The sequence below is a fragment of the Acetobacter sp. AAB5 genome (assembly GCF_050106715.1).
Lineage (GTDB): Bacteria > Pseudomonadota > Alphaproteobacteria > Acetobacterales > Acetobacteraceae > Acetobacter > Acetobacter oryzifermentans.
The window spans coordinates 1-12,833 of sequence record NZ_JBNIEW010000009.1; the positions used below are offsets into that span (position 1 = coordinate 1).

The 12,833-nt window shown below is 52.0% G+C and carries 13 protein-coding genes; 4 read left to right on the top strand and 9 right to left on the bottom strand.

The window, feature by feature from the left end; all coding sequences use genetic code 11:
* From ACP7IZ_RS09490 to ACP7IZ_RS09505, 4 genes are all read right to left on the bottom strand, one after another.
* The coding region (locus ACP7IZ_RS09490) for a carbohydrate porin (RefSeq protein WP_426848983.1) at window positions 1-544 on the bottom strand (544 nt) is incomplete at its 3' end.
* Between the two features lie 164 nt (window positions 545-708).
* Window positions 709-1,260, bottom strand: coding sequence for an iron transporter (locus tag ACP7IZ_RS09495; RefSeq protein ID WP_006115105.1), 552 nt, complete (start codon window positions 1,258-1,260; stop codon window positions 709-711).
* A gap of 33 nt (window positions 1,261-1,293) precedes the next feature.
* Window positions 1,294-2,115, bottom strand: coding sequence for an FTR1 family iron permease (locus ACP7IZ_RS09500; RefSeq protein WP_006115104.1), 822 nt, complete (start codon window positions 2,113-2,115; stop codon window positions 1,294-1,296).
* Window positions 2,116-2,118: 3 nt separating this feature from the next.
* The gene (locus ACP7IZ_RS09505) at window positions 2,119-2,478 is read right to left on the bottom strand and encodes a cupredoxin domain-containing protein (RefSeq protein ID WP_014457553.1); all 360 of its coding nucleotides are present in this window, start codon (window positions 2,476-2,478) and stop codon (window positions 2,119-2,121) included.
* 74 nt (window positions 2,479-2,552) lie between these two features.
* Here ACP7IZ_RS09505 and ACP7IZ_RS09510 point away from each other — a divergent pair, with 74 nt between their 5' ends.
* Window positions 2,553-3,083 (top strand): hypothetical protein, encoded by a 531-nt coding sequence (locus ACP7IZ_RS09510; RefSeq protein ID WP_089179756.1) that lies wholly within the window; start codon window positions 2,553-2,555, stop codon window positions 3,081-3,083.
* 72 nt (window positions 3,084-3,155) lie between these two features.
* On the opposite strand, the gene thiC is transcribed toward ACP7IZ_RS09510, so the two are convergent.
* On the bottom strand, window positions 3,156-5,033 hold the full coding sequence (thiC, locus tag ACP7IZ_RS09515) for a phosphomethylpyrimidine synthase ThiC (RefSeq protein ID WP_426848905.1): 1,878 nt from the start codon (window positions 5,031-5,033) through the stop codon (window positions 3,156-3,158).
* Window positions 5,034-5,441: 408 nt separating this feature from the next.
* Between thiC and ACP7IZ_RS09520 the strand changes: the two genes are divergently transcribed.
* On the top strand, window positions 5,442-6,929 hold the full coding sequence (locus ACP7IZ_RS09520; protein WP_006115100.1) for a sugar porter family MFS transporter: 1,488 nt from the start codon (window positions 5,442-5,444) through the stop codon (window positions 6,927-6,929).
* A 95-nt stretch (window positions 6,930-7,024) separates the two neighbouring features.
* Here the strand turns inward: ACP7IZ_RS09520 and accC are convergent, their stop codons facing one another.
* Genes accC through aroQ form a run of 3 tightly spaced genes read right to left on the bottom strand, consistent with a single transcriptional unit; the run spans window position 7,025 to window position 9,287 of the window.
* Entirely contained in the window at window positions 7,025-8,368 is a 1,344-nt protein-coding gene (gene accC / locus ACP7IZ_RS09525; protein WP_426848906.1) for an acetyl-CoA carboxylase biotin carboxylase subunit, read from the bottom strand.
* Window positions 8,368-8,835 (bottom strand): acetyl-CoA carboxylase biotin carboxyl carrier protein subunit, encoded by a 468-nt coding sequence (locus tag ACP7IZ_RS09530; RefSeq protein ID WP_332339850.1) that lies wholly within the window; start codon window positions 8,833-8,835, stop codon window positions 8,368-8,370. Before ACP7IZ_RS09530 ends, accC begins: the two co-directional genes overlap by 1 nt.
* The gene (gene aroQ / locus ACP7IZ_RS09535; RefSeq protein WP_035352282.1) at window positions 8,835-9,287 is read right to left on the bottom strand and encodes a type II 3-dehydroquinate dehydratase; all 453 of its coding nucleotides are present in this window, start codon (window positions 9,285-9,287) and stop codon (window positions 8,835-8,837) included. The genes ACP7IZ_RS09530 and aroQ overlap by 1 nt, the downstream gene beginning before the upstream one ends.
* Before the next feature lie 260 nt (window positions 9,288-9,547).
* Between aroQ and ACP7IZ_RS09540 the strand changes: the two genes are divergently transcribed.
* Window positions 9,548-10,141, top strand: a complete 594-nt coding sequence (locus tag ACP7IZ_RS09540) for a septal ring lytic transglycosylase RlpA family protein (RefSeq protein ID WP_426848908.1) — start codon at window positions 9,548-9,550, stop codon at window positions 10,139-10,141.
* 98 nt (window positions 10,142-10,239) lie between these two features.
* Here ACP7IZ_RS09540 and ACP7IZ_RS09545 read toward each other — a convergent pair whose 3' ends face one another.
* Complete coding sequence (locus tag ACP7IZ_RS09545) at window positions 10,240-11,310, bottom strand: YihY/virulence factor BrkB family protein (RefSeq protein WP_006115095.1); 1,071 nt, start codon at window positions 11,308-11,310, stop codon at window positions 10,240-10,242.
* Between the two features lie 184 nt (window positions 11,311-11,494).
* On the opposite strand from ACP7IZ_RS09545, the gene ACP7IZ_RS09550 reads away from it, so the two are divergent.
* Window positions 11,495-12,808, top strand: a complete 1,314-nt coding sequence (locus ACP7IZ_RS09550) for a type III PLP-dependent enzyme (RefSeq protein ID WP_414145274.1) — start codon at window positions 11,495-11,497, stop codon at window positions 12,806-12,808.
* The last annotated feature ends 25 nt before the right edge of the window (window positions 12,809-12,833 follow it).

Consider the following 12,833-nt stretch of genomic DNA (forward strand, 5'->3'; position numbering starts at 1 on the left):
ACCCGCTGACGGGGTTGAAGTTGGCCAGATGATCCTGCGAGATAGAGCGCCCACGCAACTGCAGGGCGCTGACATTGAACGTGCCGCCCTTCAGGCCGATCAGCTTTTCCAAATCCACTGTCAGGGTGGGCATGGTCACCCCATCATAGGCGGGGCCGGTGCCCGATCCACTGGCGCCATCAGCCCCCGAGGCCGTGCCCCCCGTGGCGTTGCCCCACAGCTCATCTACTTCCTGAATGTCAAAGCTGATGCCGTGTTTGGCCATCCAGTCACGCGCGCCCCACATGTTGCCCAGCAGGTGGTCGCTCATGTCGGGTGTGTCATCGCCCTTTTTCTCGGCAGCCGCATCTTCGGATGCGCGCTGGGAATCCCGCACCGTGGCCGGGTCAATCTGCTCAATCAACGGCCCGGAATTGCCTAACCGACGACGGTCCTGCTCAATCTGCGTCTCCTCACCATGCGCTAAGACGGGGGTAGTCAGGATTGTCGCGTAAAGACAAAAAAACTTTAGAAATTTTCTATTATTTTTACGGAATTTTTGCATGGTTGTAAGCTGCTCTGGTAATTGGCGCGGATGATCTGCATTTAGCAATGGATAATCATTCTCAATTAGAGCGTATAAAAATGCAATTAGAATACTGTCTTCATAAGCGCAGGGCTGGAATGTAAAAAAGAGAGGGCAATGCCCTCTCTTTTAAAACGTCATTATTATTTCTGTGGGTATTCAAAAGTGAATGATTCTGTAAAGGGCTGCCAAAAGCCCGGCGTGCCGGTTTCTTTATCTGTGTGATGAATGAACCCGTTGGCTTCCGGTGAGCTGTAGTTAAACACAACCGTGTAGCTGCCAGGGCCATCCATTTTAACATTGTTGGCGTAATGTGGGCCATCTTTTGCTGTCATGGGGTGCAGCGTGCCCTGATTTTTCCAGCTGGATCCTTTTTTGGTCAGAGTGTAATCTACCTTCAGGTAGGGAACCCAAGCACCATCAGGAAAGCCCCACTGGTTATCTGCCGTGGCATGCACATCGGTTTCCAGATGAATGGTATCTTTGCCCATCGCCATGTCAGATGTCATGGGCATCATGTCAATATCAAGCAGGTAGTTTGCTGCAATTTCCATGTCATGTGCATGCACGGGGCCACCCACTGGGTATTCGCGGGCTGCAGCCGGAAGCGCGATAGCAAGGGTAAGAACCGATGCCGCGGAAAGAATTGAAAGATAGGATTTCATATGTCTGCACCTCAAGTTTTTGTAAGGCACAGTGGCAGATATTTTCTGCGCACCTGTGACTGATTATGAAGCGCTGGATTGAGGACGTGTGCGAACAAAGCGTTCAGCAACAACCAGTCCGGCAAGTGTCAGCACCCATACGAGCAGCTGAATGCCCATTGGTCTATCTGTGTATCCAATCAGAACTTTGGCCGTACGCCCAAGCATACTGCCATCAGACAGCAGCCAAGATGTATCCCAGATATCGTAACCCATGGCGGGGATCAGATCATCATTCGCAAGGATGGCAGCAGCCTGACTGGCCATGCCAGCAGCCAGAAAGGAGACCAGAACATTCGTGACTGCAAAAAGATGTTTCAGAGGAATGATAATCAAACCTCTATAAAGAGCCCATGAAAGTGCAGCTCCCCCCAGAACACCAAGGAGGCCGCCTGTAAACATGGGCACAAAACCGGTATGTGCGGAAACAGCAATACCATAAAGGAACAACACAACTTCCATCCCCTCGCGCAGAACAGCTACTGCAACAACAGTAGCCAAGGCGAAAAGAGAGCGGCTTCCTTCTGATACCTCATTGCCAACACTACGCATTTCCTGAGCAAGCTCGCGGCCATGGCTGGCCATCCAGATAACATGCCACGAAAGCATAAGAACTGCGATGCACAGGATAACAGCAGAAAAAATATCCTGCCCGTTGCCTGAAAAAGCCTGAGAGAGTTCACCCGCAAACATGGCTACAATTGCTGCGCCAACAACACCTGCGCCAATGCCGCCGGAAACCCACCATCCGCGCCCCGGAATGCCCCGTGTGGCTGCCAGCACAATGCCAACAATCAACCCGGCTTCCATAACCTCGCGAAAGACAATAATCAGGCTTCCAAGCATAATTTACTTCTTTTCTTCTGCTGTAACTGTACCCTTGGCCTCGTCTGGATGGTAATCATCAAAAAAAGTATAGGTTCCAGGGTGAAGAGGCCCGGCATGCACTTTGATTGTTCCTTGTGGAACAACAATTTTTTCAAATTTCATATCGTAGCTTTCGAACTCATCAGTTGTTGTGTCCTGATTATTGAGTTCGATCATGAATCGCTCACCAGCAGGAACGGTGATATGATCAGGCTCAAAATGATGATCTTTGACAGTAAGCTGAAAAACTGTTTGAGAATGGGCCTGCTGAGGGAAACATATCCATGCACCTGCTAACAGAGGAATGGCTGCTACAAGCAGTTTCATTGTATGATACTCCATCAGTCATGCCGTTTGGATTAGTGCGAATCATTGTCAAAGTCAATCACACCAGATAACCCGCGAGCTTAACGCTTATGTCATCTCATCCCTTGGCGTTCCTGCGCCTGCCCAACTCCTTGCTTATGGCGTTAGATAGTCGGGCTTATCATTTCTGGTTCCAGCCAGTGCATTACCTTGCAAGAATTGTACATATTCTTACAATGGCAGCGTTTTTTGGTCTGGAATTTCTGTTTATTCTTGCTGTTATTCAAAATCTGGATCGGCCAACAGTGGTGCGCATTTCACGGTTTATGGTGAAGCCACTGCATATCAGTTATGCCTTGGCGATGATCTCTGGTTTCGCTTTGTTCTTTTATGATCCAGTGCATATCGGCAATCGGGCGTATCTTTCTCCTAAATTGATAGCACTGGCCGTGGCGGGTGTTCTGGCATGGTTTGGGCATAAATCCATTTACTGGCCGGTGATGGCTGGGCGGGATAATGATCTGCCAAAATGGACAAAAGCGTTTTGCGTGGCGTCCTGCGTGGTATGGGCCGCTGTTATTGTATTTTCATGCCTGAATAGTGAAGGCGTGCCGAAAGTTTATTTAAGGCACTATTTCTAACAACGTGATTTTTGATGGCATAAAAAAGCCCCGGACTATTGGCCCGGGGCTTTTTGTTATCAGCTTGGCAACTTACTCTGCGGGCACATAAACTTTGCCGCCAGCTTGTCGGAATTCTTCTGTTTTTTGTTCCATGCCAGCAATGCGTATGGCGTCTTGTTTCAGATCCTGACTGATACGCATTGAACAGAATTTAGGGCCGCACATTGAACAGAAATGTGCACTTTTATGTGCCTCACGCGGCATGGTTTCATCATGATACGCGCAGGCTGTATCTGGGTCTAAAGAAAGATTGAACTGATCTTCCCACCTAAAGGAGAAGCGCGCACGGCTAAGCGCATCATCCCGATATTTTGCGGATGGATGACCTTTTGCAAGATCAGCGGCATGCGCTGCAATACGGTAGGTGATCACACCTGTTTTTACGTCATTCCTGTCTGGTAGGCCCAGATGTTCCTTGGGTGTGACATAGCAGAGCATAGAGGTGCCAAACCATCCGATCATGGCTGCGCCAATGGCAGATGTAATGTGGTCATACCCCGGTGCAATGTCTGTGGTCAGCGGGCCAAGCGTATAGAAGGGGGCCTCCTTACATTCTTTAAGCTGCTTATCCATGTTGGCCTTGATCTTGTGCATGGGCACATGGCCCGGCCCTTCGATCATAACCTGACAGCCTTTTGCCCAAGCAATCTCTGTGAGTTCACCCAGGGTTTCCAGTTCGGCAAACTGTGCGGCATCATTAGCATCAGCAATGCTGCCTGGGCGTAGGCCGTCTCCTAAAGAGAAGGAAACATCATAGGCGCGCATGATGTCGCATATGTCTGCAAAGTGTTCGTACAGGAAGCTTTCACGATGACCATTCAGGCACCAGCTTGCCATGATGGAGCCGCCGCGTGAAACAATGCCTGTAACGCGATGAGCGGTTAGCGGCACATGCTGCAACCGCACACCCGCATGAATGGTAAAGTAGTCCACACCCTGTTCTGCCTGTTCGATCAGAGTATCGCGAAAAACTTCCCAGCTCAGTTTGCTGACATCACCACCGACTTTTTCTAAAGCCTGATACAGTGGCACTGTGCCAATAGGTGTGGGCGCGTTACGTAAAATCCAGTCACGGATATTGTGGATGTTCCGGCCTGTGGAAAGGTCCATTACGGTATCCGCACCCCAGCGAATGGACCATACAAGCTTTTCAACTTCCTCTGCTGCTGATGAAGTAATGGCGGAATTGCCGATATTGGCGTTAATTTTTACAAGGAAATTACGCCCGATAATAACGGGTTCCAACTCTGGATGGTTGATGTTTGCCGGAATAATGGCTCGGCCGCGGGCAATTTCCTGCCGGACAAATTCAGGCGTAATGAATTCTGGAATACTGGCCCCAAAGGATTCGCCATCTTCCAAGCATTGGGCGGCATCATCAGCAGCTTTTTGCCGGCCCAGATTTTCGCGGTGGGCCACGTAAATCATTTCATCTGTAATAATGCCTGCTTTAGCGAACTCATATTGTGTAACAAGCTGGCCTTCTCGCCCCTTAAGCACGGTATGCGGAGCAGGGCAGGGGGCTACAAGGTAGGTGCCTTCTGCATTGCCATTATCTTCTGGCTTAATGTCACGCGGTTTGATGTGCTCAAAACCGCGGGCAGTCAGCCACGGTGCCCGAATTTTGGGCAGCCCTTTGTTAACGTCAATTTCTACAGTGCTGTCTGTGTAGGGGCCGGAAGTATCATACACACGCACCGGTGGTTCGTTTGCAGAAGGTTCCAGCATGATTTCGCGGAACGGCACACGCATATCTGGCCGATCTGCGGGGCTAGAATACACTTTACATGAACCACGGATAGCACCGGTGGTGACATGCCCTGGAGCAGGTGCAGCCGTGTTGGCAGGTTTAGGGTTGCCCCCTACACTGGAAGGGGCCGTGTTTTGTTTGGAATCAACTGAAGACATAACGTCATCGTCTCCTCTGCCGAGGAGGACAGGTCTGAAGAGACTCCGCTTTTATGGGCGGCTAGGTTCGGGAAGAACATATCTGTCTTTTCAGGCACCAGTCCCTCCGCCGGTATAAGCCGGATCAGGTTCCCCGCCAAAACATCATGTTCTGGCGGCAGGGTCGCCACGGTGCCCGAACGAATCGTGCAAAAAGTGGCCTCTCAGTTCCTTACCGGAACCCCCCTTGGTATCGGACAGCAGATAGCTTTAAGTGCAATTATGTCAAGAAAAATCAAAGGGAAACGAAAAACGTATGCGTGCGTTTTAGAAGGGTAAAATGCGTAAGGCATAAAAGCCTATTTGTGACATAATAAATAAAATTATGTCAGCTATGCAATAATTTTCTAATCGTGGCATAATCACGGCATGAAATCTGAAAAGAAACGAGCTCAAGAAGCTATACAAAATCTCGATATTTCTCCGTATGCCAAGCACGTGTTGTGGATTGCAGCATTTGTTTCTGCCATCTGTGGTGGTCTTTACGGCTACGATACCGGTATTATTTCTGGTGCCCTTCTTCTTATTACAAAAGATTTTCATCTGACTGCTGGTCAGGAGGAAATTGTTACATCAGCTATTCTGGTGGGCGCTGTTATTGGTGCCATGGGCATTGCCAACTTATCAGAACGCTTTGGCCGCCGTGTTTCGGTTATGGTTGTTACCGCGGTTTTTGTAATTGGTGCATTAGCGTGTTCTTACGCACCCAATCTTACCAGCCTCATTATTGCCCGTGTATTTTTGGGCTGCGCAGTGGGTGGGGCCACGCAGGTGGTGCCAACATATATTTCGGAATTGGCCCCAGCCAGCAAGCGCGGCAATTTGGTAACGCTGTTTAACGTGGCTATTGGGATTGGCATTTTTCTGGCCAATTTGGTTGGTTTTACCATGCGTGAAAAATGGGGTTGGCGGCCCATGATTTCTGTGGCCGCTATCCCGGCTGCTTTTGTTTTTATCAGCATGTTTTTTCTGCCCAAAAGCCCACGTTGGACTGCTGAAAATGAAGGGCTGGAATCTGCGGTAGAGCAGCTTGGGCGTGTGCGTTCTTCCCGCAAGGTCATTCAGCGCGAGATCAACGAGATCCACGCCAATGTTGTAAATCTGGATGAAGATGAGCGTGGCTGGAAGGGCCTGAAGCTACCTTGGGTGCGCCCTGCGGTGATAGCTGCCTTAGGGATTGCCTTCTTTACGCAGGCTGGTGGGTTGGAGATGATGATCTACTATACCCCTACCTTTCTGTCTGATGCAGGGTTTGGAAGTTCATCAGCACTGCTGACAAGCTTGGGAATTGCGCTTGTTTATCTCATCATGACCCTGCTTGGGTGCTTGTTTGTCGATAAAATTGGCCGTCGGCGCTTGGTGCTGATTATGGGGCCGGGCTCTGTTGTAAGCCTTATTGGCCTGGGTATTGTTTTTGCCATGCACCCGGCTCAGGGGAGTGTGGGAAGCTGGTTGATTGTGGCCTTCTTGCTGCTGTTTATGCTGTTTAATTCTGGCGGTATTCAGGTTGTGGGCTGGCTTTTGGGTGCGGAGTTGTTTCCGCTGCCTATGCGTGCTGCGGCAACCAGTATACATGCGGCCATGCTGTGGGGGGCTGATCTGCTGGTAACATCCACGGCTCTTACATTGGTGCAGACAGTGTCTCTGGGAGGCACCATGTGGATTTATGCTGGTGTTAACCTTGCATCTGTCTTGTTTGTTTTCTTCTGTGTGCCGGAAACAGCTGGGGCAACGTTGGAAGATATTGAAACAGCTTTGCGCCGTGGTGAATTCCGCCCGCGTGTGGGGCAAGATCCGCGCATTCGCTCCTATGATGAGGAAGAAGAGGAAGCGGTTGGGGTTACACCTAGTGCCTAATTGCTCATCTTAATATCCAAATACAAAAAACCCGGCGGCATCCTAAAAGATGCGCCGGGTTTTTTGTGGTCACCAGAAAACAGTCAAACCGCAGTTTAGTGTGGCTTGGCCGTAAATTGCTCCAACCAGTGGATGGTGTACTCACCCTTCTGGAATTCTGGATCTTCCAGAATACGGCGGTGCAGCGGAATAACGGTTTTAATACCTTCCACCACAAATTCATCCAACGCACGCTGCATGCGGGCAATAGCCTGTTCACGCGTAGGGGCGTGTACGATCAGCTTGGCAATCATGCTGTCGTAAAATGGCGGTACGCGGTAACCGGTGTAAAGGGCGCTATCTACACGCACACCCAAACCGCCGGGTGGGTGGTAAACAGCAACCGTGCCGGGGCAGGGGGTAAAGCTGTCTGGATCTTCCGCATTGATACGGCATTCAATGGCATGGCCAGAAAATGAAATATCTTTCTGCGTGTAACCAAGCTGCTCACCAGCGGCCAAGCGGATCTGCTCACGCACCAAATCCACATCACACACCATTTCGGTTACTGGATGTTCGACCTGAAGGCGGGTGTTCATTTCAATGAAGCAGAACTGTCCATCCTGATACAGGAATTCCAGCGTCCCCGCGTTGCGATAGCCCATTTTGGAAAGGGCCTGCGTGGCTGTCTGGCCAATGGCATCGCGCTGTTCTGCCGTAAGGGCAGGAGACCCCGCTTCTTCCAGAAGTTTTTGGTGGCGGCGCTGGAGAGAGCAGTCACGTTCCCCAAAATGCACCACGTTACCGTAATTGTCCCCCAGAATTTGGAGTTCAATATGGCGTGGCCGATCCATGTATTTTTCCAGATAAACGGCATCGTTACCAAAAGCAGCACGTGCTTCGGCGCGGGCCATTTTCCAGGCATCTTCCAGATCGTCAGCCGTTTGGGCCACCTTCATGCCGCGGCCACCACCGCCAGCTGCAGCCTTGATCAGCACTGGGTAGCCCACTTTATCAGCAACTTCGCGGGCTTCTTCCAGGTTTGTCAGCTCACCATCAGAACCGGGCACCAAGGGCACGCCCAGCATCTGCATGGTGGTTTTGGCGGTAATCTTATCCCCCATCATGCGGATATGCTCCGCCGTAGGGCCAATAAAGGTTAGGCCGTGTGCTTCCACCGTTTCGGCAAAATCAGCATTTTCTGAAAGAAAACCATAGCCGGGGTGAATCGCTTCCGCCCCGGTAATGGTGGCTGCAGAAAGAATAGCAGCTACGTTCAGATAAGAATCGCGCGAGGCCGGCGGCCCGATGCAAACAGCTTCATCTGCCAGCCGAACGTGCATGGCGTCTTCATCCGCAGTGGAATGTACCGCTACGGTCTTGATCCCTAGCTCCCGGCAGGCGCGCAGGATACGAAGGGCAATTTCGCCTCGGTTGGCGATAAGGATCTTAGAAAACATTACTCAATAATAGCAAGCGGCTGGCCGTATTCTACCGGATCGCCAGAAGCCACCAGCAGGGCCTTAAGCGTGCCACCTTTAGGAGCCTTGATCTGGTTGAAGGTTTTCATGGCTTCAATCAGCATCAGGGTCTGGCCGGCGGTCACAATCTGGCCTTCGCTGGCAAAAGGAGGGGAGGACGGATCTGGTGTCAGGTAAGCCACACCCACCATTGGGCTGTTTACAGCGCCCGGATGGCGGGAAAGGTCTGCCGGGGCGGCAGGCACTGCGGCTTCCGCCGGGGCTGCGGCAGGTGCCGGAGCTGCAACGGCCTGAGGCGCGGCGGCCACAGCCTGCACAGGGGCGGGCATGCGGGCAACGCGAATGCGGCTGTCCTTTTCCGATACTTCAATTTCAGTCAGGCCGGTTTCGGCCAGAATTTCAGCCAGAGCCCGAATGGCCTCCGCATCCACGAGCAATCCGCTCATCAGTCATCCTCATTCAGAATAAGATCGGTCATTGCCTGCAATGCCAGAGAATACCCCGCCACGCCTAGCCCACAGATAACGCCTGTAGCAGCACGAGAGACATAGGAATGATGGCGGAATGGCTCGCGGCGGTGAATGTTGGAGATATGAACCTCTATCACAGGCAAGTCTGTTGTCAGCAGGGCATCCAGCAGGGCGATAGACGTATGTGTATAGCCAGCCGGGTTGATGATAATGCCCCGCGCACGCTTGCGGCAGTCCTGCACCCAGGAAATCAGCTCACCTTCAATGTTGGTCTGGCGGAAATCTATGGCCAGACCCAGCTTTTCAGCTGTTTGCAGGCAAAGTTGTTCCACGTCGTCCAGCGTTGCCCGCCCGTATATTTCGGGTTGGCGCTGGCCAAGCATATTCAGGTTGGGGCCGTTGAGCACAGCAATAAGAGGTCTTTCCATAACAGGAAGGGGCCGTAGCACGATGCTGCCCCGTATCCAAGAGAAGAGGCATGCTGGTGGACAGGAAAATGCAGTCTAGCAAAAATACGTGCAGCGGAGTTACGCGCTTTAAGGCCATATTTTTGTCACGATAAGCGTGTTGAACATAAGTGACTATAAATCTGTATTTGCATTCTGAAGGCTGAAAAAGATTGCTTTTACAGTGTGAACACGGTCTTCTGGCGAACAGAATGATGTCAGAAAATGGAGTAAACAGGCGGATGTCAGCCCTGCGCCGGGCACTTCTTGGAAGTGTGTTTGTTATGTCTTCTCTTTTGTCGGCTTCCGCTGTTCAGGCAGCAGAAGCCGGGCAAGGTGGCACGGCGTGGGCAGATTCTGTCCGCCGTGCATTGGCTGGGCGTAGCGCACAGACAGTCGCCACTGCGGATTCTGATACAAATAAGGCGCAGCACATTTTTCAAAAAGGTGTGGCCAGTTGGTATGGGGGGCGCTTTCATAACCGGCGCACATCTTCTGGTGCGCGGTTTGATAAGGCCAGCCTCACAGCCGCACATCCAACAGCGCCACTGGGTAGCAAGCTCCGGGTTGTTTCGGAGGATACTGGGCGTTCTGTGGTGGTTACAGTCAATGATCGTGGGCCGTACAGCCGTGGCCGTATTATTGATGTTTCCAAAGCGGCCGCTGCGGAACTGGGTATGTTGAACAGTGGCATTGCCCATGTGCGGCTAGAACCCGCGCCTGTTGAAGTGGCATCTGCGCCTGATGGAGGTGGTTTGGCTGATAGCAGCCTTTCCTTGCAGGACACTGCACCGCACACAGCGCGCCCCCTGCATAGGGCTCGTCATCGCCGTTAAGAGCGTGTGGCCAGTTTTTATAAAAAGATCTGTAGAGAATCAAAAAGGGGTATCCTGATCAGGATACCCCTTTTTGATGATGTCTGGATTCTGGTTGATCAAACTTCCAGAGGCTGCCGCGTAATGCCGCGGGCGTAGCTTTCCATCTCAGCGTTCAGTTCAGCCCCCATAAGCACCACCCACGCGGTTACAAAAAACCACATCATAATGGCGATAAAGGCACCTAGTGGCCCATAAGTGGCGCTGTAACTGGCAATATGTGCCACGTAGTAGGAAAAGCCGAGTGATGCCGCAATCCACGTTAGCGTGGAGCAGACGGCTCCGGGCAGAACCCAGCGCCATTGGGTGGAAATGTGCCGGTTGGGGCCAAATCTGTACAGTGCGGAAAGCGCCAGCGTTTCAAATGTAAACATCACCACCGGGCCGCTCCACCGGGCCATAAATTCAATGGAACCGGGAGGGGTGGGAATGTGTAGCAATGCTGGAAGGTTAAGCAGCAGCGGCATGGCCACCATAAGGGCCAAGGTAAGCACTGCGCCCAGAATGCCGCAAAGAGTAAGGGCAAAGGCAGTAATCTGAAATATAAAGAAATTACGATTTTCACGCGTATTATACGCGATATTCAGGGCAGAAATAATAGACCGCGTTGCCGCAGAGGCAGACCACAAAGCCACGCTGACTGAAATAATCAGGTTGAATGTGAGGGATGAGGGCGGCTCAGCTACAAGCGTTTGCACCCGATCATAAAGCAGAGTGAAGGCATTGGGTGGCAGCAGGTTGCGCAAGACTTCCATCTGTGGCGCCACGGTCTGTACATCAAAAGCCAACCCGTAAATGGAGATCAGGGAACTGATGGCCGGAAACAGGGAGAGCGTGGTATAAAATGCGCAACCCGCGGCCACCAACGTGGTGGGGCCTGAAATAAGGCTTTTAACTGTGCGCTGTAAAATAATCTTCCAATCTTTCCGCCCCAGTTCAGAAGGGCGAGAAAAATTGGGCTGCACGTTTTCATGAATCGTGTGGGAGTGAGAATCCGGGTGCACAGATGGGCGCGTATCGGGCTGACAGATAACCTGCATCGGGATTGGAGCGTCCTTCGTTAAGGTAAGAGGCACCTTCTGCGGCACCAGCGATAAACTTGTAGCAGCACACCAAAACAATAACGGCATGGTGTGCGGTAAAGAGGCATGCTTTCTTGCAGGAACAAAAAGTTAACTCTGCATGCTTTTGCCAAAAACGAGCATAAATGCCGTGTATAAAGCTTGCCTTGTCTTATCGGGCATGATGGCCAAGTGCCATGTTTTTTTGTTTTTTGAATGTTTTTGACTTGCACTTGTTGCGCTTTGGCCTCATATGCACGCCCCTACGCAGCAACGCACGTGCCACTGGCCCTCTGAGGTTACGCAACGACGTCAAGCGTTCTGGCAATCGGGATGTTTCGTGCATCTGCCTTTGGTCGCTGGTCCGTTAGACCGTTTCGCAACGTCCTTCTCCGCGCTGTTCAGGCGGAGGAGCCTGATCTGGGGGAGTGGGGATATGAATCCCAAAATCACCCGTTTTCTCGCCGAGCAAAAGCCGGCAACGCCTTGTCTTGTTCTCGATGTGGATGCAGTAGCAGACCGCTATCATGCATTGGGCAAAGCTTTGCCGCAGGCTCGTATTTACTATGCCGTTAAAGCTAATCCAGCGCAGCCTATTCTGCGGCGGTTGGTTGAGCTTGGCTCCTGCTTTGATGCCGCTTCGTGGGAAGAAGTTTCCCTATGCTTGCAGGCAGGCGCCAGCCCGGATGCCATTTCCTTTGGTAATACGGTTAAAAAGGTTTCTGCTATCCGTGCTGCTTATGAAGCCGGTGTGCGGATGTTTGTTTTTGACTGCCGGGAAGAGCTGGAAAAACTGGCTGCACACGCACCGGGAAGCCGCGTTTATTGCCGCCTTCTGGTGGATAACTACGGGGCAGAATGGCCACTTTCCCGCAAGTTTGGCACCACAGTCGAATCCGCCAAGGAACTGATGCTGGCCGCCAGAGAACTGGGGCTGGACCCGTATGGGCTTTCCTTCCATGTGGGCAGCCAGCAGCTTTCTGCAGAAGCTTATGAGGTTGCCATTGCCCGTGCGGCGGCTCTGTTTACAGATTTAAGTGCAGCCGGGCTGGATTTGCGTATGGTCAATCTGGGGGGCGGTTTTCCCATCCGTTACCGGGATGATGTGCCCGAAATCGATCACTTCACTACGGCCATCTTCCGCGCCATGACAGAGCACTTTGGCAATGCATTGCCAGAAATGCTGGTGGAACCTGGCCGCTTTATTGTGGGTGAAGCCGGTGTGGTGCGCTCGGAAGTTGTGCTTGTCAGTGCGCGTGGGCGTAAGGATGGGCTGCGTTGGGTGTATCTGGATATCGGGCGGTTTGGCGGCTTGGCGGAAACAGAAAACGAATCCATTCGTTACGCGATTCGCACCAGTCGGGATGGTTCTCCCACAGGGCGTGTGGCGCTGGCCGGACCAACCTGTGATGGTGCGGATATCATGTACGAGAAAACGCATTACGAACTGCCGCTGGACTTGGCTGCGGGGGAACAGGTCGATCTGCTGGGGGCCGGTGCTTATGTCTCCACTTACTGTGCGACGGGGTTTAATGGTTTTGCGCCATTAACCGAGCATTATATCTGATCCGATGTGAGGGCAGGCCAGCCTT